17 protein-coding genes are annotated in these 22,364 nt (G+C 66.8%); 7 read left to right on the plus strand and 10 right to left on the minus strand.

Going from position 1 to position 22,364, the window contains the following annotated elements:
* Positions 1 to 14: 14 nt before the first annotated feature.
* The 4 genes from GGC65_RS15075 to GGC65_RS15090 form a co-directional block, all read right to left on the minus strand.
* Positions 15 to 1,829 carry a tetratricopeptide repeat-containing sulfotransferase family protein gene (locus tag GGC65_RS15075; protein ID WP_192647906.1) on the minus strand — a complete coding sequence of 605 codons (1,815 nt, stop codon included), beginning with the start codon at positions 1,827 to 1,829 and terminating at the stop codon, positions 15 to 17.
* Positions 1,830 to 1,840: 11 nt separating this feature from the next.
* Positions 1,841 to 3,448 carry a thioredoxin domain-containing protein gene (locus GGC65_RS23735; RefSeq protein ID WP_192647907.1) on the minus strand — a complete coding sequence of 536 codons (1,608 nt, stop codon included), beginning with the start codon at positions 3,446 to 3,448 and terminating at the stop codon, positions 1,841 to 1,843.
* Between the two features lie 56 nt (positions 3,449 to 3,504).
* Entirely contained in the window at positions 3,505 to 4,908 is a 1,404-nt protein-coding gene (locus tag GGC65_RS15085) for a M48 family metalloprotease (RefSeq protein WP_192647908.1), read from the minus strand.
* 116 nt (positions 4,909 to 5,024) lie between these two features.
* Complete coding sequence (locus GGC65_RS15090; protein ID WP_192647909.1) at positions 5,025 to 7,694, minus strand: Rne/Rng family ribonuclease; 2,670 nt, start codon at positions 7,692 to 7,694, stop codon at positions 5,025 to 5,027.
* 570 nt (positions 7,695 to 8,264) lie between these two features.
* On the opposite strand from GGC65_RS15090, the gene GGC65_RS15100 reads away from it, so the two are divergent.
* The 7 genes from GGC65_RS15100 (at position 8,265) to GGC65_RS15130 (ending at position 17,091) form a co-directional block, all read left to right on the plus strand.
* Positions 8,265 to 9,272 (plus strand): N-acetylmuramoyl-L-alanine amidase family protein, encoded by a 1,008-nt coding sequence (locus GGC65_RS15100; RefSeq protein WP_225940840.1) that lies wholly within the window; start codon positions 8,265 to 8,267, stop codon positions 9,270 to 9,272.
* Between the two features lie 303 nt (positions 9,273 to 9,575).
* A complete protein-coding gene (locus GGC65_RS15105) occupies positions 9,576 to 10,829 on the plus strand; it encodes a D-arabinono-1,4-lactone oxidase (RefSeq protein WP_192647912.1) in 1,254 nt (417 codons plus the stop codon).
* The gene (locus tag GGC65_RS15110) at positions 10,826 to 11,971 is read left to right on the plus strand and encodes a DSD1 family PLP-dependent enzyme (RefSeq protein ID WP_192647913.1); all 1,146 of its coding nucleotides are present in this window, start codon (positions 10,826 to 10,828) and stop codon (positions 11,969 to 11,971) included. Before GGC65_RS15105 ends, GGC65_RS15110 begins: the two co-directional genes overlap by 4 nt.
* On the plus strand, positions 11,968 to 12,591 hold the full coding sequence (locus GGC65_RS15115) for a TetR/AcrR family transcriptional regulator (protein WP_192647914.1): 624 nt from the start codon (positions 11,968 to 11,970) through the stop codon (positions 12,589 to 12,591). Before GGC65_RS15110 ends, GGC65_RS15115 begins: the two co-directional genes overlap by 4 nt.
* A 62-nt stretch (positions 12,592 to 12,653) precedes the next feature.
* Positions 12,654 to 15,173, plus strand: coding sequence for a penicillin-binding protein 1A (locus tag GGC65_RS15120; protein ID WP_192647915.1), 2,520 nt, complete (start codon positions 12,654 to 12,656; stop codon positions 15,171 to 15,173).
* A 71-nt stretch (positions 15,174 to 15,244) separates the two neighbouring features.
* Positions 15,245 to 16,372: a peptide chain release factor 2 gene (prfB, locus tag GGC65_RS15125; RefSeq protein WP_192647916.1), complete on the plus strand. Its 1,128-nt coding sequence runs from the start codon at positions 15,245 to 15,247 to the stop codon at positions 16,370 to 16,372.
* On the plus strand, positions 16,372 to 17,091 hold the full coding sequence (locus tag GGC65_RS15130; protein WP_192647917.1) for a class I SAM-dependent methyltransferase: 720 nt from the start codon (positions 16,372 to 16,374) through the stop codon (positions 17,089 to 17,091). Before prfB ends, GGC65_RS15130 begins: the two co-directional genes overlap by 1 nt.
* Positions 17,092 to 17,128: 37 nt before the next feature.
* Here the strand turns inward: GGC65_RS15130 and GGC65_RS15135 are convergent, their stop codons facing one another.
* The 6 genes from GGC65_RS15135 to GGC65_RS15160 all read right to left on the minus strand — a co-directional run bounded on the left by GGC65_RS15135 (position 17,129) and on the right by GGC65_RS15160 (position 22,336).
* Positions 17,129 to 17,503 carry a DsrE family protein gene (locus tag GGC65_RS15135; protein ID WP_225940841.1) on the minus strand — a complete coding sequence of 125 codons (375 nt, stop codon included), beginning with the start codon at positions 17,501 to 17,503 and terminating at the stop codon, positions 17,129 to 17,131.
* Complete coding sequence (locus GGC65_RS15140; RefSeq protein ID WP_192647918.1) at positions 17,482 to 18,231, minus strand: HesA/MoeB/ThiF family protein; 750 nt, start codon at positions 18,229 to 18,231, stop codon at positions 17,482 to 17,484. Before GGC65_RS15140 ends, GGC65_RS15135 begins: the two co-directional genes overlap by 22 nt.
* 2 nt (positions 18,232 to 18,233) lie before the next feature.
* A complete protein-coding gene (gene dut, locus GGC65_RS15145) occupies positions 18,234 to 18,770 on the minus strand; it encodes a dUTP diphosphatase (RefSeq protein ID WP_192647919.1) in 537 nt (178 codons plus the stop codon).
* Entirely contained in the window at positions 18,733 to 20,016 is a 1,284-nt protein-coding gene (locus tag GGC65_RS15150; RefSeq protein ID WP_192647920.1) for a bifunctional phosphopantothenoylcysteine decarboxylase/phosphopantothenate synthase, read from the minus strand. Before GGC65_RS15150 ends, dut begins: the two co-directional genes overlap by 38 nt.
* Positions 20,017 to 20,108: 92 nt before the next feature.
* A complete protein-coding gene (locus GGC65_RS15155; protein ID WP_192647921.1) occupies positions 20,109 to 21,212 on the minus strand; it encodes a hypothetical protein in 1,104 nt (367 codons plus the stop codon).
* Positions 21,209 to 22,336 carry a glycosyltransferase gene (locus tag GGC65_RS15160; protein ID WP_192647922.1) on the minus strand — a complete coding sequence of 376 codons (1,128 nt, stop codon included), beginning with the start codon at positions 22,334 to 22,336 and terminating at the stop codon, positions 21,209 to 21,211. Before GGC65_RS15160 ends, GGC65_RS15155 begins: the two co-directional genes overlap by 4 nt.
* Between the last annotated feature and the right edge of the window lie 28 nt (positions 22,337 to 22,364).

Here is a 22,364-nt window from a genome sequence, read left to right on the forward strand (position 1 = left end):
TGTCGCGGCGGCGCTCAGCGAAAATCGGCGGGATCGGCAGGATAGGCGCCGAGGACCGGGCCGAGCGCGTGTTTGAGCGGATCGAGCCATATTTCATAGGGTTGCCACTGGTCGACGCCGTCGCGGTTGATCGGCCGGCGGACTTGTTCGCTCGACGCCGTGCGCACCGCGCGCGCATTGGCGTGAAAGGACAAACAGGCCTCCTCGAACGGCTGGTTCAGAAAGGCGAGCATCGCACGCACTTCGGCTTCGGGGTCGTCGAGCAGCGCCTCGTGGATCACTCGGTGGACGTGCCCCGGCTGCACGCGATCGATATGCGCCATCAGGCGGACATAGTCGCGGTAATAGCCGCCGACGTCGGCGAGGCCGTAGCTGAACGCCTGCCCCTTGGCGTAATGCTGGCGGAAGTTCGAAAAACAGCAGTCGAGCGGATGGCGCCGCGCGTCGATGATCTTCGCGTTCGGCAGGATCAGGCGGATGAAGGCGGTGTAGAGCCAGTTGTTCGGCAGCTTGTCGATATAGAAGGGCTTGTCGGTCTTGCGCTGCACTGCGGTGCGCTGGATGAACGCCGCGCCCATTTCGGCCAGCCGTTCGGGCGGCGTATCGGCCAGCGCCTCGATCCATCGGCGCCCGTCGTCATACGCCTCGCGGCCGAGACCGAGCGCGAGCGCCGGAATGTCGGGCAGCTCCATCGTGCCCTCGATCGCCGAATGGCAGCTAAGGATCTGCTCGATCAGCGTCGATCCGGCGCGCGGCATGCCGAGGATGAAGATGGGATCGGGTGCCGGGTCGCCCGCGCCGGCGCGCGACGCGAAGAGTTCGGGGGTGCAGGCGGCGATGATCGCATCGACAGCTGCGCTCGTTTCGGCGGCGCGATAGCCGAGCTGGGCCGACCGGATCGCGTTGCCTGCGGCATAGTGACGGAATGCCGGTTCATATTCCGCGACATCGTCATAGGCTTTGCCCAGCGCGAAATGCAGGTGCAGCCGGTCGTCGGCGCGCGCGTCGGCATCGGGCTCGGCCGCAACCAGCGCGGCTTCCATCGCGGCGCGGTCGTCCGCATCGAAACGGATCGTCTTGAGATTGGCGAGGCTCCACCAGATTTCGCCGAGCCCCGGGTCGGCGGCGAGCGCGCGGCGATAGGCGGCAATGCTGTCGTCCTGCCGCCCGACGGTCTTGAGCATATGGCCATAGCTCATCCAGAGCTTGGCATGGTCGGGAAAGCGGCGCGTCAGTTCTGCATAGAGCGCGAGCGCCTCGTCATAGCCGCCGATGCGGCCGAGCGCCGCAGCGCGGAGGTTCGCATGCGCCGGATTGTCGGGATCGTCGCCGAGCACGGCATGGAGCGTCTCGGCAGCTGCCGCGAAGCGGTTCTGCTTGTAATAGACGGTGGCGAGATTGGCGCGCGCGGCGCCGAAACCCGGCGCGAGCTCCAACGCACGCGACAGCAGTTTTTCGGCGTCCTCATAACGCCCGATCCGCCCCGCGACCTCGGCGAGCATGCGGATCGCCGCGACATCGGTCGCATCTTCGCGCAGCCGCTGGCGCAGCGCGCCCTCGGCATCGGGCAGCCGGTCCTCGGCGAGCGCCAGCGCGGCATCGACCATCGCTTCATCGTGGATCGTCGCGCCGACCGCGGCGAGCGACGCCGCCTGCGCCTCCGCCTCGCGGTTCAGCGCGCGGAGCGCATGCGCGGCGAGGCGGTGCGCGGCCGCCGATGTCGGCACTTCGTCGATGATCGCCTGTGCCTGCGCCAGCGCCGCGCCCGGCTGCCCGTTCAATAGCTGGCGGGCGTTGGCGAGTGCTTGATCGAGCGTGACGGTCGCCAACGTGGCTGCCTTCAGCTTTTCGCCGCGCGCGCTTTCGCGACGGCCTGCTTCAATCCATCATAACCAATCTGGCCCTGGAACAGCTGGTTGCCGACGATCCACGTCGGGGTCGCGTTGAGCTGCAGCTGGGTCGCGATCGCGAGGTTGCTGTCGAGTTCGCGCTGGAACAGTGCCTCGTTCGCGGTCGCGTCGGCGGTGCCGTCGGTGACGACGCCGACCTTGGCGGCCGCGGCGGCGATCGCCGCCTTGTCGAGCGATCCGCTCGCGAACATCGCGTGGTGGAAGGCGTCATATTTGCCCTGCCGCGCGGCGGCGAGCGCCATGATCGCGGCGTCGCGGCTTTGCGGCGCGATGATCGGCAGTTCGCGGAACACGACCTTCAGGCGCTTGTCTTCGCGGATCAGCCGGTCGACGTCGGGCACGCTCGCGCGGCAGAAGCCGCAGGCATAGTCGGTGAACACGACGAGCGTCACATCGCCGTCGGCATTGCCCGCCCATGCGCCGGCATAGGGTTTTTCGAGCGCGGGGCGGATCGCGTCGATCGCCTTGGCGATTTCGCCATTGCGCTGCGCCTCGAGCGCCTCGGGGATGATCTGGGGGTTCGCCTTGATATAATCGGCGACGATGGTTTCGACCTCGCTCTTGCTCATCCCGCCGCCGAGGCGGCCGCCAAGCCAGAAGACGAGGGCGAGCAGCAATATGCCGCCGAGCGCCAAGCCCCATGTGCGTGTCGAAACGCCATCCATCCCGGTCCCCTTGATTTGCGGCAGGCGCTGCGCCGACATCGCTTTGGTCGTTGCAGCTCTTTTCGCCGGCTGGGCGATAGGAGAGCGATCGTCGCCGTCCATCGCATGCGGTGTGGCCGTCGGCGCGGGTTTCGCCACCGCCGGAATCATCGTGTCGCCGGCGAAGAGCGGCAGGTCGGGCGCGGCAGGCGCACTCGCCTGCGCCGCGGCGGCTTCCTCACGCGCGAGCAATTGTTCGAGGCCCGAAGGCGGCGGCGCCAGTTCCTCGCGCGGGGCGGGGCGCAGCTTGCTTGCGGCATCGCCGATGCCGTCGCGAAGGCTTTCGCCGCTCGCCTTGGCGATGTCGACGACCCCCGCCTTGGTCTTGCCCGCAACCTCGCCGAGCCCGCGTCCGGCTTCGCTCGACAGCTTCGCGACCTTGTCGCCGAGCGCCATCTTGTCCCACGCCTCGCCGCTCGCCTTTGCGGCGGCGCGGCCGGCTTGCGCCGACCCGCGTCCTGCCGCGCGTGCGGCGCGCGCAGTGACAGCACCGGTCTTCGCGGCCAATTCGCGCGCGCGGCGCGGGATTTCCATCGCTTCGACGCGCGCGGGGATGTCGGCGCGATCGCCGACGCGGATCGTCCAGTCGGCAAAGGCCTCGGCGCCGTCGCGGATGCGGTCCCACAGATTTGCGGCGCCCGCCTTGATTGCTTCGGGTTTCACCAGCGGATCGCGCGGCTTTTCGGGCGCGCTGTATCGCGCGAGGTCGATGCCGACGGGCGGCTCGTCCTTCGGCTTGGCCAATCCTTCGTCATGCGCGGGCGCGCCGCCCGTCGGCGTCGGCGCGGGGTCGCGTAGCCACGGCTGGTAATAATCGTCTTTCTTGTCGGTCACTTATCGCCCTCGAGCATCACGGAAATGCGACGCGTCGCCCCTGTCTTCACCCGAAACTAACGCCGTTTGCGCTCGCGTTCCACCTCGGCGCGAGCCACCAGCGAAATATCCTGTGCACGGATCCAGTCGGGCGAGCCCTGGGGCAAGCCCTGCATCGCCATATCGGCATTACGCAGCGCGAGCCCCGACTGTCCACCCTCCAACTGATAACGTTCGGCCGAGGCGAGCGCAGCGCGCGCCTGATCGCCCTTGTTCGCATAGACGATTCCGAGCTGATACCAGGCGAACGGGTTCTGGTTGTCGAGCGCGACTGCGGTCTTCAGCACCTCTTCGGCTTCGGCATAGTTCGCCGGGTCTTCGGTCGCGATCAGCGCATGGCCCAGCGTCGCGCTGATCAGCGGCTGCGCCCGCGAGTTGGTCACCGCCTTGCGCAGCGCCGGGATTGCTTCCTTCGGCCGCCCCGATTCGAGCAGCACCTGGCCCTCGAGCTCAAGGAAATAGGGATCGCTCGGGTTGGTCGCGAGCAGGCCCTCGACCTCGGTCAGCGCCTTTTGCGGATAGGCGCTCTTGTGCCAGGCATAGGCGCGGGCATAGCGCGCCGGAATCGTCGTGTTGCTCTCAGGGAATTTGCGCAGCGTGCGCTCGGGCTCGGCCATATAGCCCGACAGCTTCGCCTTGATCCGCTGGAAACGCGCCTCGATCTTCGGGTCGGCGGGCTTTTCCCATGCGGGGTCGATCACATAGACTTCGCGCAGCGTCTGGATGCGATCGCCCGACATCGGGTGGGTGCGGCCATAGGCTTGATCGTCGTCCTGCTTGACCCCGTAACGGAATTCGAGGTTCTGCAATTTCTTGAAGAAGGCGAGGCTGCCGCGACCGCTGATCCCGGCCTTCGACAGATATTGCGCACCCGCGGCGTCGGCGGTCGATTCCTGGACGCGGCTGAACGCGAGGAACTTGCCGAGCGCGGCCTGTTGGCCCGCCATCATGATGCCCATGCCGGCCTCGCCGCCGCCCGCCGCAATCGCCGCAGCGCCGAGCAGCAGGCTGAGCAGCGATATGCCCGTCGCGGTCTTGGCGCCTTCGTTGACGCGGATTGCATGGCCACCCATCACATGGCCGAGCTCGTGCGCGAGCACGCCCTGCACCTCTTCGGCGCTGTCGGCCGCCTCGATCAGCCCGCTGAAAACATAGATATCCTGACTGCCCGCGACAAAGGCGTTGATGCTGCGGTCGCCGAGCAGATGGACGCGCACCTGACCCGGCTTCAGCCCCGCGGCGACGAGCAGCGGGTCCATCATGTCCTGGAACAGTGCTTCGGTTTCGGCGTCGCGCAGGATCGACTGCGCCATCGAAGGCCGCACCGCGATGGCGAACATTGCGAGCAATGTCAGCGCGATACGAAACAGGGAGCGCAGTCTTTGCGCCCCGAATGCGGGCTGCGGTGGGAGAGCAGTCATCCCCGCCTCTCTTGCGCCGCGCGCCTGAACCCCGAGTGAAGCCATGTGGGCTTATTGGGGTTCGGGTCGCGCGGACGCAAGGTGTGAAGCGTGCTTATGCGATCAATCGGCCGCGATCAGTTGCCAAATGTGCGCTGCCACCAGCCGCGGCGCGGTTCGCCATCGGAGCCTTCGCCATCCTGGTCGCCATCGGCGGCGACCGGCTCGGCCTCGCGCGTGGCTTCGGGCGCGGCTTCAGCGGCGACCGCCTTCTTGGCGCGGCTCGCGCGCTTTTTCGGCGCGGGCTTTGCGGGCGCGGCTTCGGGTTCGGCCTCGGCGACGGGCGCTGCCTCGACGGCTTCGACCACCGGTTCAGCGGCAACCGCTTCGGCTTCTGCCGCAGCTTTGGTCTTGCGCGGGGCGCGCTTGCGCTTGGGCTTTTCCTCGGCGGCTGGCGCTTCTTCGGCGACCGGTTCGGCGGCTTCGACCACCTCTACCGGCGCCGCTTCGGCTTCGACGGCAGCCTCGTCGGCGCCATCGACCGCATCGGGCTTTTTGCGACCACGTCCACCACGACGGCGGCGCGGCTTGGCTTCGGCGTCCTCGGCTTCCGTCTCGGGCGCAGCCTCGACAGCTTCGACCGGCGCAGCTTCGCCATCTTCGGCGTCGGCGGCATCGCCACCGCGATCCTCGCCGCCTTCGGTCGCTTCGCCGGCTTCACTGCCTTCCTCGTCGCGGCGGCCGCGGCGGCCACGGCGGCGGCGGCGGCGGCGCTTGCGGCCCTCGCCCTCGCCATCGCCTTCCTCGCGCTCGCGTGCGCCTTCTTCGCGATCACGCGAACGCGCCGGACGCTCTTCGGCGGCTTCTTCTTCGGCTTCTTCTTCCTCTTCCTCGGGATAATCGTCGTCATCGTCCTCGATCGGGGCGATCGGGGCGAAGCTGCGGCGCGCGATCGGCGGCGGACCGCTGACCTCGACCGCCATACGCGCACCCTCGGTCTCGCCGTCGGGCAGGATTTCGACCGTGACGCCGTAAAGTTCCTCGATTTCGCGCAGTTCGCGGCGCTTTTCGTTGAGGAGGTAGAAGGTCGCTTCCTGGCTCGCGCGCAGGGTGATCTTGTTCCCCTTGCCGCGTGCGGCTTCCTCTTCGATCAGGCGCAGCGCGCTGAGGCCCGCCGAGCTGGCGGTGCGGACGAGGCCGGTGCCTTCGCAATGCGGGCACGGACGCGTCGACGCTTCGAGCACGCCGGTGCGCAGGCGCTGGCGGCTCATCTCCATCAGGCCAAAGCCCGAGATGCGGCCGACCTGGATGCGCGCGCGGTCGTTCTTCAGCGCATCCTTCATCGCGCGTTCGACCTTACGGACGTTCGAGCCATGGTCCATGTCGATGAAGTCGATCACGACGAGGCCGGCCATGTCGCGCAGGCGGAGCTGGCGGGCGATTTCGGCTGCGGCTTCGAGGTTGGTGCTGAGCGCGGTCTGCTCGATATTATGCTCGCGCGTCGAGCGGCCCGAGTTGATGTCGATCGATACCAAAGCCTCGGTCGGGTTGATCACCAGATAGCCGCCCGATTTCAGCTGGACGACGGGATTGAGCATCCCCGCGAGCTGGTCCTCGACGCCGTAACGCTGATAGAGTGAGACCGGGTCGGCATATTGCTTCACGCGCCGCGCATGGCTCGGCATCAGCAGCTTCATGAACTGCTTCGCGGCCTTATAACCCTCGTCGCCCTCGACGAGCACTTCCTCGATGTCTTTATGATAAATATCGCGGATCGCGCGCTTGACGAGGTCGCTGTCCGAATGGATCAGCGCCGGTGCCGAGCTGCTCAGCGTATTCTCGCGGATCTCGTCCCACAGGCGGGCGAGATAGTCGAAGTCGCGCTTGATCTCGACCTTGGTGCGGCTCATCCCCGCGGTGCGGACGATGCAGCCCATCGTCGGCGGCAGCGCGAGTTCGTCGATCATCGCCTTGAGCTTGCGGCGATCGGCGCCGTTCGAAATCTTGCGGCTGATCCCGCCACCATGCATCGTGTTCGGCATCAGCACGCAATAGCGGCCGGCGAGCGACAGATAGGTGGTGAGCGCGGCGCCCTTGTTGCCGCGTTCTTCCTTGACGACCTGGACCAGCATCACCTGACGGCGACGGATGACGTCCTGGATCTTGTAGCGGCGGCGCAGCGACATACGGTTTTCGCCGTCTTCGTCGTCATTGCGGCGGCTGCGTCCGCGGCCGCCCTTGCGGCCATTGCCGCGTCCACGGCCGCGCCCGCGGCGGTCGCCACGGCTGTCCTTGCCTTCTTCGGTGCCTTCGCTGCCTTCTTCGGCGTCGCCGTTCTCGGCATCGCCATTGTCGTCGCGATCATCATGGTCGTCGTGACCATCGTCATGATCGTCCCGGTCGTCATCGCGGTCGGCACGGCTGTCGCCATTCTCGTCCTCGTCGTGATATTCGACGTCGGCGACATCGCCTTCCAGTTCGTCGAGGTCTTCCTCGGCGCGCTGCGCGGCGGCGGCGGCATGCTCGGCCTCTTCGCGCAACAGCGCGTCGCGGTCTTCCTTCGGAATCTGGTAATAATCGGGGTGGATTTCGCTGAAGGCGAGGAAGCCGTGGCGATTGCCGCCATATTCGATGAACGCCGCCTGCAGCGACGGTTCGACGCGGGTAACCTTGGCCAGATAGATATTGCCCTTGAGCTGCTTGTGCTCAGCGGACTCGAAATCAAACTCCTCGATTCGGTTTCCCTTGGTGACGGCGACCCGGGTTTCTTCCCGGTGCCGCGCGTCGATCAACATGCGCGTGGTCATTGGTAACACTCCAAGCGCGCTTCAGCGCGCCATCAAAAAATCCCGCGAACCTGCCCGAGGACGGGCCGCGGCGGATACGGGTGAAAAGAAAAAAGACGTTATTGCCGAAAGGAGCCTGCGTCCGGTCCTGGACGCGCATGCGGTCTTCACATCCGGCGACGACCGGGGCGAAAGCGCCCGCGTCGCGGAATGAAGAGGGCATGGCAAGCCTCATGCGGCATCAACCTGTTACGGGATGAGCGGGCGGGCAGGGCGGGCGTCTGACGAACGCCCCGACTGTCCGGTCAACCGGGTGGACTGGCGGCAGGTCGCCCTTCCCCGTAAGTCCGGCGCCAAGGCGGCCATGATCCGCAACTTTGCGGAGCAGGCCTTCCCCTCAAAAGGCCGGACGGCACCGGGAACGACACCGTCAGTGAGGGCGTGCTAGCATCGGACCGGGCCGACGGCAACCACAACCACGGCGCAAAGATGGGATGGCGCCGACCTGTTGCAAATATGCAAAACGTGCCGGATATGGTTATTCAGCGGTTAACCGGCCTTTTACACGGGCTGGCTAAAGGTCGTTTGACCATGTTCTGCGGCTGGGGGCGTCATGTTTCGAATAAGCGCTGGACCATTGCTCGTCCCGGGCGGCATAGCCGCGCGATGAGCCTGCTGCTCGCCCTGCTTGGCATGATTGCGACCCCGGCATCGGCGCTGGACAAGCCGTCGGTCACCGCCTCGGCGAGCGCGCTCGACCGCGCATCGCGCGGCGCGCGCGCGCAATGGCCCTCGTCGTCGGCATTCCGCGCCAAACGCCCTGGTAAACGCTACAGCGTGACCGTCCCGATCGGCAAACCCAGGCCCGCGGTCGCGCTGCCGCGGATCGAAGGCCCCGACGATAGCCGCCTGCCGCTCGTGGTGATCGACGCCGGCCATGGCGGGCACGACCCCGGCGCGACCAGTCCGCACAGCGGCAAGCGCGAAAAGGATATCACCCTCGCGCTTGCCCGCGCGATCCGCGCCGACCTGCTCGCTTCGGGCCGGGTGCGCGTCGCGCTGACGCGCGGCGACGACCGTTATCTGGTGCTCGAGGAGCGCTATGGCATCGCGCGCCGGCTGAAAGCCGATCTGTTCATCTCGGTCCACGCCGACGCGGCCGAAAACCAGCAGGCGAGCGGCGCGTCGATCTACACATTGTCGGAGGTCGCGTCGGACCGCGAGGCCGCGCGGCTCGCCGCGCGCGAGAATAAGGCCAATATCATCAACGGCGTGAACCTCGGCGCGCACAGCGGCGACGTTTCGTCGATCCTGCTCGATCTCACCCAGCGCGAGACGATGAACACCGCCTCGGATTTCGCCCGGCTTCTCCAGCGCGAGGCAGGCGAGGCGGTCAAATTCCGTACCGAGGCGCACCGTTTCGCGTCGTTCGTGGTGCTGAAGGCGCCCGACACGCCGTCGGTCCTGTTCGAAACGGGCTTCATCTCGAACAAGGAGGACAGCGAATTCCTCGCTTCGCCGGCCGGCCAGAAAAAGGTCGCGCGCGGGGTTCGCGATGCAGTGCAGATCCATTTCGCGCGGCGGATTGCGGCGCGTTAGGCGCCATTCGGCAATCGCTTCTCGCTGTGCGGCAATGTCGGCCTTGGGGTAAGGAAGCTGCCGTTGCAGGAGCGAACTGATTTTCCCCTCCCGCTTGCGGGAGGGGCAGCGAGGCTTGCCAGCTTGCTGGCTAGCCGCAGCGGGGAGGGTTATCGCACCGCCACATGTCCTCCCCGACCCCTCCCGCAAGCGGGAGGGGAGACTAATGTCCGCAACCGGTCGATACCGGTCACCGACAAAATATAGTCTTGACTAACTTTTTTCCTGTGGCCAGCTTGATCCCGCCGCGAGCGGGAGAAAGTCATGGGCTGGAGCAACTGGTCGGGTAGCGTCACCGCAGCCGCGTCGGTCGCCCGCCCGCAAAGCGAGGATGAACTGGCGATGCTCGTCCGCGGCGCGCGTAAATTGCGTGCTACCGGTGCCGGGCACAGCTTCATGCCGCTTTGCGAATCGGGCGAGCTCATTGTCAGCCTCGACGATATGGCGGGCGACATCCGCGTCGCCGCCGATCGCCGCACCGCGCATATCCCCGCCGGGTGGAGCATTCGGCGGCTGACTGCTACTTTGTGGGGGGAAGGGCTGGCGCTCGCCAATCAGGGCGACGTCAATCCGCAGTCGCTGGCGGGCGCGATGGCGACGGGAACGCACGGCACCGGCGTCGATCTCGGGTCGCTCGCGACCTTCGCGCGCGGTTTCCGCCTCGTCGGCGCCGATGGCGAGGTGCATTGGTGCGACGCTGACACCAACGCCGATCTTTATCAGGCACAGCGCCTGTCGCTCGGGCTGTTCGGCGTCGCGACCGAGGTCGAGGTCGCGGTGGTGCCCGCATTCCACCTCGCCGAACGGATCGAAAAGCGCCGCTGGGCCGAAATCCGCGAAAGCTATGACGAGCTTGCGCAGCAGCACCGCCATATCGAATTCTGGTTTTTCCCGCACAGCGATCAGGTGATCCTGAAAACGCTCGACCCCTGCGACCCGTGCGACCCGCCGCCGAGCACGACCGACATGGAGGAGGCGACTTTTCGCCGCATCCTCGACATCTCGGCGCGGCTGCCGTTCCTGACCCCCTTTCTTCAGCGCCTGATGATGAAAAGCGGTATTTCGGGCCGACGCCGCGGCCCCGCGCACAGCATCTTCCCGTCGGACCGCACGCTCCGGTTCGAGGAGATGGAATATGAAATGCCGCGCGCCGTGGGGCTCGACGCGCTCGACGAGGTCGTGGGCTGGATCCGCAAGAAAAGCCTGCCCGTCACCTTCCCCTTCGAATATCGCACCGTCGCCGCCGACGATATCTGGATGAGCCCGATGAACGCGGGGCCGGTCGCCGCGATTTCGATGCACCAATATGCGAAAATGCCCTGGGCCGGCCTTTTCGCCGATGCCGAGGCGATCTTTCGCGGCGGCGGCGGGCGCCCGCACTGGGCCAAACGCCACACACTGAGCCGCGCCGACGTCGCCGCGCTTTACCCGATGGCGGCACGCTATACAGCGGTGCGCCGCGCCGCCGACCCGACCGGCAAATTCCTCAATCCGCATCTGGAGACATTGTTCGCATGACGACCGACCGTGAATTGCACGACCATCTGATCGGCCAGCAGGGTTCGCGCGCCGATCTCAACACGCCCGTGCTCGTCCTCGACGTCGACGCGCTCGACCGGAACATCCAGCGGATGGCCGCGCTTGCCGCCAATCATGGCGTCGCGCTGCGCCCGCATGCCAAGACGCACAAGAGCGTCGAGATCGCGCTGCGCCAGAAGAAGGCGGGCGCGGTCGGCGTCTGCTGCGCGAAGATCGGCGAGGCCGAGGTGCTGGCCGAGGGAGGCGTTGCCGGTATCTTGATCACCTCGCCTGTCGCCGCCCCTGCGGCGATCGACCGGCTGGCGAAACTCGCGGCAACCGCCGACGGGATGATGGCGGTCATCGATCATCCGGGCGTCGCCAGACGCATCGACGCGGCGCTCGCGGCGACCGAAACGAAGCTCGATGTCATCATCGATATCGACCCCGGCATCGCGCGCACCGGCGTCGCGTCGGCCGACGCCGCAGTTGCGCTCGCGAAGGTCATCGCGGCATCGCCGAACCTTCAATATCGCGGTGTGCAATTCTATTGCGGGTCGCAGCAGCATATCGAAAGCTACGCCGAACGCCGTACCGCGATCGTCGAGCGCACCGCCTATCTGCAGGAAGTCATCGCCGCGCTGACCGAGGCGGGTTTCGCGCCCGAGATCGTCACCGGATCGGGCACCGGCACGCACCGCATCGACCTCGAGCTCGGCGTCTTCAACGAGCTGCAGGCGGGCAGCTATGTCTTCATGGACAAGCAATATCTCGATTGCGACATCGCCGACGGCGCCGAGCCGCCGTTCGAGGTTTCGCTCGCCGTCGACGCGCGCGTTGTCAGCGCCAACCATAGCGGCCTCGTCACGATCGACGCGGGTTACAAGTCGCTGTCGACCGATGGCGGCGTCGCGGTGGTCCAGCGCGGGGCGCCCGAAACCGCCTTCTTCGCCTTCATGGGCGACGAGCACGCCGCGCTGATCGCGCCCGAAATCGGCACGCAGCTTGCGCCCGGCGATCCGGTCAGCCTGACCGTGCCGCACTGCGACCCGACGGTGAATCTCTATGATTTCTACCATGTCGTCGCGGGCGATACGCTGGTCGATATCTGGCCGGTGAGCGCGCGCGGCCGCGCGCGTTGACCCTCGCCGCCCGCCTCCCGCCCAAGCAGGAGCGCGCACGGCAGACGCGCGAACGCCTGCTCGATGTCGCGGGCGAATTGCTCGCCGAGGTCGGAATCGAGCGGATTTCCACCAATATGATCGCCGCGCGCGCCGGACTGACGCCGCCCGCGCTCTATCGCTATTTCGCCGACAAATATGCGGTGATCGAGGCGCTGGGGCGGCGGCTGATGGAGCGCCAGAATGCCGTGCTCGACCGCTGGATCGCGCGCCATGCGCCAGCCGGTATAGCGGCAATGGCCGACCATATCGAAGATATCCTGGCCGAAAATGCCGCGGTGACGCGCGCCGAACCGGGCGCGGTGTGGATCTTGCGCGCGCTGCACGCCTCGCCGCAACTCGTCCACGTCCGGCTCGAATCGCATCGCCACGTGACCGACCGGCTGACCGACGCCTGCGCGCGGCAGATTCCCGACACCGACCGCAAAATCCTCTGGTCGCGGCTGCGTCTCGCGGTCGAACTCGGCTTTGCCGCCGATGAAATGCTCTATGAGGAAGACCGGGTTTCGGCGGAAACGGTGCGGGCGCAAGTCGCCGCGACGCTGCGTTCCACGCTGCTCGACCTGACGGGAGAGGACTAGTCGCGCACCTTGCCGCAAGCATGCTTCCCTTTCGGCGAAGCAGGCTTTAGAGGCGGGGACATATGGCCGCTGACAGTCCGCCCGATTTCCGCTTGCGCCTGCGCCGCGACAGCAATGCCGTCATCGCATGGTTCCGCGAGATGTGGACCCGGCGCTGGTTCCGCTGGCTCGGTTATCTTGTGCTCGCCGGTTTCCTCTTCCTCGCGCTGATCTGGGTGATTTTCGCGCGCGACCTGCCGTCGGTCGACCAGCTGCGCGACTATGAACCGCCGTTGCCGACGATGGTCCGCGATGGTGAGGGGAAGCCCGTCCACAGCTATGCACGCGAACGGCGCGTCCAGCTTGAATATAGCGAATATCCGCAATTGCTCGTCCGCGCCTATCTCGCGGCGGAGGATCGCACCTTCTTCAGCCATGGCGGCATCGACTATCCCGGCATCGTCAGCGCGATCATCACCAACCTCAGCAACAGCGGGCGCCCGATCGGCGCCTCGACGATCACGCAGCAGGTCGCGAAGAACCTGCTGCTCACGAACGAGGTCAGCTACACGCGCAAGATTCGCGAAGCGATCCTCGCGATGCGCATCGAGGATGCGCTGACCAAGGAACAGATTCTCGAACTCTATCTCAACGAAATCCCGCTCGGCCGCCGCAGCTTCGGCGTGCAGGCCGCGAGCCGCGCCTATTTCGACAAGGATGTCGACCAGCTCCAGCTCCACGAGATGGCGTTCCTCGCGATCCTGCCGAAGGCGCCCGAAACCTATGGCCGCGCACGCAATGAGGCGAAGGCGATCGGACGGCGCAATTTCGTCCTCGACGAAATGTATCGCAACGAATGGATCACCGCGGCGCAGCGCGACGCGGCGAAGGCGATGCCGCTCGGCCTCACCAATAGCGGCAACAAAGCGATCGCGCAGGTCGGCGGCTATTATATGGAAGAGGTCCGCCGCCAGCTGATCGCCGAATTCGGCGAAACCGCCGACAAGGGCCCGCACAGCGTCTATGCCGGCGGCCTCTGGGTGCGCACGCCTTATGACGGCAAGATGCAGGCCGGCGCGACGATGGCGCTCCGCAAGGGGCTCCAGCGCTATGACGCGGGCAAGGGCTGGTCGGGACCGATCGCGACGATCGAAGCCGACGACCAGTGGCAGAGCCGCCTCGCGTCGAGTTTCATCGGTATCGACTATGACAATTGGCGCGTCGCAACCGTAATTTCCAAATCGGCGGGCGCGGCGCAAATCGGCTTTTCCAACGGCGACACGGGCACGCTGCCCGCCAGCGCCGCGACGATGGGCTATCGCAAGACCGGCGGCAGCGCCTTTTCGGCCTTGCGTCCGGGCGACCTGATCGTCGTCAAATCGAGCGGTGGCAGCAGCTACGCGCTCCGCAACATTCCCGAAGTATCGGGCGGCATGGTCGTCGAAAGCCCGCATTCGGGCCGCATCTATGCGATGCAGGGCGGCTTCGACGTCCGCCTGTCACCCTTCAACCGCGCGACGCAGGCCGAACGCCAGCCGGGCTCGACGATCAAGCCCTTCGTCTACGCCGCCGCGCTCGACAATGGCATGACGCCGGCGACGATGATCGTCGACGGGCCCTTCTGCGTCTATCAGGGCGCCAGCCTCGGCAATAAATGCTTCCGCAACTTCGGCGGCGCGGGCGGCAGCGGCGAGCATACGATGCGCTGGGGCCTCGAACAGTCGCGCAACCTGATGACGGTGCGCGCCGCGAGCCAGGTCGGTATGGAGCCGGTGGTCGAGATGATCGACACGATGGGTATCGGCAAGCACGAGCCTTACCTCTCGACCGCGCTTGGCGCCGGGACGACGACGGTCGAGAAAATGACCAATGCCTATGCGATGCTCGCCAACCATGGCCGCGCGCTGACGCCGCGCGTGATCGACTATGCGCAGGACCGCCGCGGCAAGGTGATTTTCCCGGCGAACTGGAAAGCGTGCGAAGGCTGCAACAAAAAGGACTGGGACGGCCGGCCGATGCCGCGCTTCGCCAAATCGGGCAAGCAGCTGATGGACCCGATCACCGCCTACCAGGTCGTCCATATGCTCGAAGGCGTCGTCCAGCGCGGCACCGCGGTGCGGCTGCGCGACCTCGACGTGCCGCTGTTCGGCAAGACGGGCACGACCTCGGGACCGAACGACGTCTGGTTCGTCGGCGGCACCCCCGACGTGATCGCGGGCATGTATATCGGCTTCGACCAGCCGCGCAGCATGGGCGGTTACGCACAGGGCGGCAGCTATGCCGCGCCGATCTTCAAGGATTTCGCGCTCGCCGCGCTCGCCGATCGCCAGCCGATTCCCTTCAGCGCGCCGAAGGGCGTGCGCATGGTGCGCATCGATCGCCAGTCGGGCCGCCGCGTCTATGGCAGCTGGCCGGGGACCGACCCCAAGGCGTCGATCATCTGGGAAGCGTTCAAGCCCGAAAGCGAACCGCGCCGCACGATCCGCGAAGAGGAAATCAAGCCGATCAAGACACAGCGGCGGGCGACCGGCGGTGCGTCGCAAAAGGGATCGACCGGCCGCACCGACAGCGACTTCCTCGACGACCGCGGCGGCATCATCTGACGCCGCGCACCGTCTTCCCCTGAGGCTCATGAGGCCGTAAGGGCGGACCAACATATTTCAGGAGCAAGGACATGCGCGCCGAAGCGCAGGATCATATCGACAAGATTGGCGCCGCATTGGCGCTGCTGCGCCGCTTCCTCGACTGGGACCGCGCGGTGCGCCGTCTCGACGAACTCAATGCAAAGGTCGAGGACCCGACGCTGTGGAACGACGCCAAGGCCGCGCAGGAAGTGATGCGCGAACGCCGCCGGCTCGACGAGGCGATCACCGCGACGCGCGCGATCGAGACCGAATGCGCCGACACCGCCGAGCTGATCGAGCTCGCCGAAATGGAAGGTGACGAGTCGATGGTCGACGAGGCCGTGGCCTCGCTCGCCGCGCTCGCCGAACGCGCCGAGGAAGACAAGATCAAGGCGCTGCTCGCGGGCGAGGCCGACGGCAACGACTGCTATATCGAAGTCCATGCGGGCGCCGGCGGCACCGAAAGCCAGGACTGGGCCGAGATGCTCCAGCGCATGTATATGCGCTGGGCCGAAAAGCGCCGCATGAAGGTCGAACTGGTCGAATATCAGGCGGGCGACCAGGCGGGGATCAAATCGGCGACGATGCTGGTCAAGGGCGAGAATGCCTATGGCTATGCGAAGACCGAAAGCGGCGTCCACCGCCTCGTCCGCATCTCGCCCTACGACAGCTCGGCGCGGCGCCACACCAGCTTCTCGTCGGTCTGGGTCTATCCGGTGATCGACGACAATATCGAGATCGAGATCAACGAAGGCGACCTCAAGATCGATACCTATCGCGCCTCGGGCGCGGGCGGACAGCACGTCAACACGACCGATTCGGCGGTGCGCATCACGCACATCCCGACGGGCATCGTCGTCGCCAGCCAGAACGACCGCTCGCAGCATAAGAACCGCGCGACCGCGATGGGGATGCTGAAGGCGCGGATGTATGAGGCCGAGCTGCAAAAGCGCGAAGCTGCGGCGTCGGGCGAATATCAGGCGAAGACCGAGATCGGCTGGGGCCACCAGATCCGCTCCTATGTCCTCCAGCCCTATCAGCTCGTGAAGGATCTCCGCACCGGCGTGACCTCGACGGCGCCAGGCGACGTGCTCGACGGCGCGCTCGACCCCTTCATGGCGGCGGCGCTGTCGCAGAAGGTGACCGGCGAAAAGGTCGAAGTGGAAGACATCGACTGATGAAGCGCGCGGCGCTCGTCCTGCTGGCGCTCCTGCCGCTGCTGAACGGCTGCGACGCGCCGTGGGACGACAATGGCGACCGCACCGAAACGGCGCGCGACTTCCCGCCCGCTGACAGGTCGGTCGCGCCGACCGTCTCGACCAAATGGTCGACCGAGGAAGCGCGCGACCGCGTCAACGAGGCCGAGGACGTCATGGATTCGGCCGACGTCCGTCCCGGCATGACCGTCGCCGACATCGGCGCGGGCGATGGCTATTATACGGTGCGCCTCGCGCAGCGCGTTGGCGCGGGCGGACGCGTCCTTGCGCAGGACATCATCCCCGAGGTGATCGAGCGGCTGGCCGACCGTGTCGCGCGCGAGCGGCTCGACAATGTCTCGCTCAAACTCGGCGCGGTCGACGACCCGCGGCTGCCCGCGGCGAGCTTCGACCGCGTTTTCATGGTCCATATGTATCACGAGATTGGGGAGCCTTACGCTTTCCTGTGGCGGCTGCGCCCCGCGCTACGCAAGGGCGGGCAAGTGCTCGTCGTCGACGGCGACCGCCCGATCGCGCAGCATGGCACGCCCTTCCGCCTGCTCGTCTGCGAGTTCGAGGCGGTGGGCTACAAGCTCGTCTCCTACGACGACAAGCAGCATGCCGGCGGCTATCTCGCGCGCTTCGAGCCCGAGGGCAAACGTCCCGAGCCCGATGCGATCAAGGTCTGCGACAATCCCTGACGAAACTCTCCCCTCCCGCAAGCGGGAGGGGAGTCTTTCAATAGACAATCAGCCGGTCGTCGGGCCCGATCGCGGTCATGAAGCTCACCAGCCCCGCAGCGCGGACGTGCGGCACCAGTTCAGTCGCGGCGATCCCGACGAGCGCCATCCCCGACTGGCAGGCGAAAAGCGCGATCTCCATCGCGATCGCTTCCTCGACGAGCCAGGCAAGGTCGGGCTGTCCAGCGGCGCGCCGCGCTTCGTCGCCTGAAAAGGATACCGGATTGCGGAGCAGCGCCACGGCCTCGCCCTGCAGGAAGATCCGCACCGGACGGCCCAGCGCCGCCGCCGCCATCCCCGCCTCGAGCGCAGCGTAGAGCCGCCGACCCTCGGCGACCGCGACGATGATGTTCAGGCTCGGCAGATCGGGCATTGCGGATCCTTGGGCACGCCGACCTCGCGCCAGCGCCGGTCGAGCATGTCGACGATCGCGAGCCGCCCGGTCAAGGAGGATCCGAGGCCGGTAAGCGCACGCACCACCTCCAGCGCCGCCATCGTGCCGATCATCCCCGCGAGCGCTCCCATCACGCCGGTTTCGGCGCAATTGATCCCCGGCCGGTCCGGATCGTTGCCGACGAGGCAGGCGTAACAGGCCTCGTCGGTCCGCCAGCCTTCGTAGAGCGCGACCTGTCCTTCGAACGCGCCGATTGCGGCGCTGAGCAGCGGGATGTGCAGCGCGACGGCAGCGTGGTTCACGGCCAGTCGCGTTTCGAAATTGTCGCAGCCGTCGAGGATCAGGCTCGCGCCCGCCAGCAAGGCTCCGGCGTTGTCGCTGTGGAGTCGTTCGACCGCGGCGACCGTATCTACATGCGGGTTGATCCGCCGCGCCGCCTCGGCTGCGACCACGGCCTTGCTGGCGCCGATATCGGCGTCGGTGAACAGGGGTTGGCGCTGCAAGTTCGACAGCTCGACGACGTCATGGTCGATGATCGTGAGCTTGCCGACCCCCGCCGCCGCCAGATAGGTAATCGCCGGGCAGCCGATCCCGCCCGCACCGATGACGGCGACATGCGCGGCCTTCAGCTTTGCCTGTCCTGCCCCGCCAAAGGCCGGGAGGATGATCTGGCGGGCATAGCGGTCGAGTTCGGCGTCGCTGAGCACCGTCAGCGCAGCTTGATGCCCGACAGCGAAGCGAGGCCTGCGGTGTCGGCGGTCTCGTCGACCGCATCGCTCTCGACCCCGGTCGATCCGAATCCGCCCGCGCCGCGGACGGTCTCGTCGAGCGTCTCGACTTCGGCAAAGGCCGCGCGCTGGACGGGCGCGGGGACGAGCTGGGCGATGCGGTCGCCGCGCTTGATCTCGAAACTTTCGTCGCCAAGGTTCGCGAGGATCACCTTCACCTCGCCGCGATAATCGCTGTCGATCGTCCCGGGCGTGTTGAGGCAGGTGACGCCATGTTTGAGCGCGAGGCCCGAACGTGGGCGAACCTGCACCTCGTAACCCGCCGGGATCGCCATCGCGAAGCCGGTCGCGACCGCGTGGCGTGCGCCGGGGCGCAGCGTCAGCGTCTCGGCCGCGACGACGTCCATTCCCGCTGCGCCGTCGCTGGCATAGGCGGGCAGGGGCAGGCCGCCGCCGTTGGGCAGCCGCTGGAGGGCGATCTCAATCTCTTTCAAGGGGTGATTTTTTCTCAAGCTCATCGGCGATCTTTTCCATCAATTTGCGGGCGACGGCCTGTTTGGGCAGCCGGTCCCAGCTGTCTACGCCGTCTTTGCTAACGATATGCACCCGATTGCTCTCGCCCCCCATCGGATCGGCGGACACGTCGTTGGCGACGATCCAGTCGCACCCCTTGCGCACAAGTTTCGCCTGCGCATGCGCGATCACATCGTTGGTTTCGGCGGCAAAGCCGATCAGTAGCTTCGGACGCTCGGGTGATTTGGCGACGCTGGCGAGAATGTCCGGGTTTTCGGCGAGCGCGAGCGGCGGAACCTGCCCGCTGCCGTCCTTCTTGATCTTCTGCACTGCGGTGTCGGCGGCGCGCCAGTCGGCAACCGCCGCGACCATGATCGCGGCATCGACGGGCAGGCCTTCCTGCACCTCGGTCGCCATCTCGACTGCAGTTTCGACATCGACGCGGATCACGCCGGGAGGGGTTGGCAGCGGGACGGGGCCGGCGATCAGCAGCACCTCTGCGCCCGCCTCGGCCGCGGCGGCGGCGATGGCAAAGCCCTGCTTTCCGCTCGACCGGTTGGCGATATAGCGTACCGGATCGATCGGCTCGTGCGTCGGGCCGGCGGTGATCAGGATGCGGCGGCCGTAAAGCGGGCGCCGGTTCGCGGGCGCGAAATCGGGCTGGTCCGCCAACGTCGCGGGCGGCGGTGTCAGCGCAACCGGCGGCGGCGCGTTCGCGAGCGCCGTATCGATGGCGGCCTTGATTGCCGCCGGTTCGGGCAGCCGGCCCGGGCCATATTCGCCGCACGCCATCTCGCCCTCGTCGGGCTCCATCACAGTAACCCCGTCGTCGCGCAAGGTCGCGACATTGCGCCGCGTCGCGGCGTGCAGCCACATGCGCACATTCATCGCGGGCGCGGCGAGCACCGGCTTGTCGGTCGCGAGCAGCAAGGTGGTCGCAAGGTCGTCGGCGATCCCGCCTGCCATCTTGGCGAGCAGATCGGCGGTCGCGGGCGCGACAACGACCAGGTCGGCCTCGCGGCTCAGCTGGATATGCCCCATCTCGACCTCGTCCTTCAGGTCGAAGAGACTGGTATAAACCTTGTTCTCGGAAAGCGCGGCGAGCGTCAGCGGCGTCACGAACTGCTCGCCCGCGCGCGTGATGACGCAGCGGACGACATAGCCCGCCTTGCGGAGCAGCCGGACAAGCTCGATCGATTTATAGGCCGCGATACCGCCGCCGATGATCAAGAGGATGCGCGGCGCGGGCATCAGCGGTGGCAGGCCTGCCCCAAGCGGGCGGCGATCGACTGGGTTTGATTCATCGCCGTCTCCTTCGCCTTCCAGTTATGCGCTTCCTCGCTTCAGTTCAAGGCGGCGGGAAGCGCGGTCGTCGGCTGTCGTAGCGACCGCACCAATTCGGCGAGCCCCGCTGGCGCGAAGGCGAGGCCGATGAACAAGGTCGGCGTGATGAGCATCGCCCAATAGAAATTGGCGGGGCGTGCAAAGAGCATCAGCAATGCGGCATAGCCGAGCTGGATCAGCAGCACGGTAAGCCCTAGCCGCGAGCGCCACGCGGCCCAGCCGAGCAGCGCGAGCGGGACGAGCAGCGCGCCGACCCATCCCGCGAAGAAGCGCAGCAGCGACGACGCCTGGACGAACGACAGATAGGCGATCCAGCCGCCCTGGCCGTTCCAGCCCTGGCTCGCCGCGTCGGCGGGGGTGGTGACCGCCGCCAGCGCAGCGATATGTGCGCCGATGCCCGCAGCGAAGCATAGTCCGATAGCCAGCCAGCCCGCCGCGGCGCGCCAGTCGCGGTCGATGAGCGCAAAAAGCCCGAACAGCATGGCGACCGGGAGTATGGTTTCGCGGATCGCGAGCGCGGCGGCGACGATCGCCATGGTGAGCCACGGACGCGCCGGGCGATAGAAGGCGAGCGCGAGCGCCAGGAGCACGCCGGCGGCCGCCTCGTGGATGTAGAGCCATTCGCGAGCCGCAAGCTGCGTCAGGTTCACGGCGACGAACAAGGCGCCGACCGCGGCGTAGCGGGGTAGGCCGGGCTCGGTCCGGAGCCGCCGATACCAGGCAAGGATCGCGGCGCCGCCAATGGCAAGGAAGAGAAGCATCGCCCTCTGTTCGCCGAGCGCAGCGACGATATGGGCGAGCGTGGGCAAGCGAACGGCGACGAAGGGGCGCAGCGGATAGTTGCCGCTGCGATGTTCTTCGGCGGCGACGGCATAATAGGATTCGCCGGTGGCAACGCGCTGCGCGATCCGGGCATAAAGCGCATGATCGCCGGTTAGGCCCTCGAACGGCGCCGTTGTGGGGCTCGCGACCGCGACATGCTCGCGGCCCCCGCCGACTTGCAGACCCCCGATCGTCAACGCCGCCAGCAGGCCCAGTATGGCCGCCGCGACCGGGCGCGAAACGCCGGCGAAACGGTTCCAGCCCGGTGTTCCGGTCGTCATTTGCGCCATGTAAGCGCCGACGACATCGCGAAATTCCAGATCGCACCGACCAGCACGCCCGCAACGCCCGCGACCCACCAGCGTTCGTCGTGCCCGGCCATCCACGTCCCGATGCCGATATTGGCGACCGCACCGAGCGCTGAAATCGCATAGAAGCTCGCGAGCCCGCCCACGAGGCGCCAGCCCTTCAGCTTGCGGTCGGCATAGGTGAAGCTGTTGTTGAGGAAGAAGTTGAAGGCAATCGCCGTCATCACCGCACTGGTCTGCGCCGTGATGAAGGGACTGCCCGTGCCGAGGATCGTGCGCAGCACGGCAAGGTGCACAAATACCCCGAGCCCACCGACCATCAGGAATTTGAGCAGCCGGACGGGAACAAGGCGGCCGATCGTCTTGTCGGCGATCAGTTCGGCATATTCGGCGATCACGCGCGCGCCAATCTTGCTTTCGCCGGCCTCGCGCGTGCGGAATTGATAGGGGATTTCGGCGACTTTCAGCGGCGTCGGGCTCGACGCCAAAATGTCGATCAATATCTTGAAGCCGATCGCCGACAGGCGCGGCAGCGCACGTTCGAAGGCGTCGCGGCGTACCGCGAAAAAGCCGCTCATCGGATCGGACACATCGGTACCGAGTGCGATCTGCCCGGCGCGGGTGGCGAGGCGGCTCATCCGCGCGCGGTCCCTGTCCCAGTCGCCGATCCCGCCACCCGCGACATAGCGCGTGCCGACCGCGATATCGGCTCCGCCGCCCGCGACCGCATCGATCAGGCGCGGCAACGCCTCTTCGCTGTGCTGGAGGTCGCCGTCCATCACCGCGATCACCGGCGCGGCGGTCGCCAATATCCCCTCGACCACCGCCGACGATAGGCCGCGGCGGCCGACGCGCTGCACGATGCGCACATGCCGCGATCCGCGGCCGATGCGGCGCACCAGCTCGCTGGTCCCGTCGGGCGAATTATCGTCGACGAATATGACTTCCCAACCGCGCCCCGCGAGCACGACCGAGAGTTTTTCGATCAATTTTTCGACATTGGCGGCTTCGTTGAGCGTCGGCACCACCACCGCGACCTCGAGAGGCAGCGTGTCGACCGGCAGGATATTGTCGGCAATCAGGGTGTCGTGGCGCATGAAACCTCGGCTTTGTCCGGATTTCACG

This window comes from Sphingopyxis sp. OAS728 (assembly GCF_014873485.1).
In the GTDB taxonomy this organism is placed as follows: Bacteria; Pseudomonadota; Alphaproteobacteria; order Sphingomonadales; family Sphingomonadaceae; genus Sphingopyxis.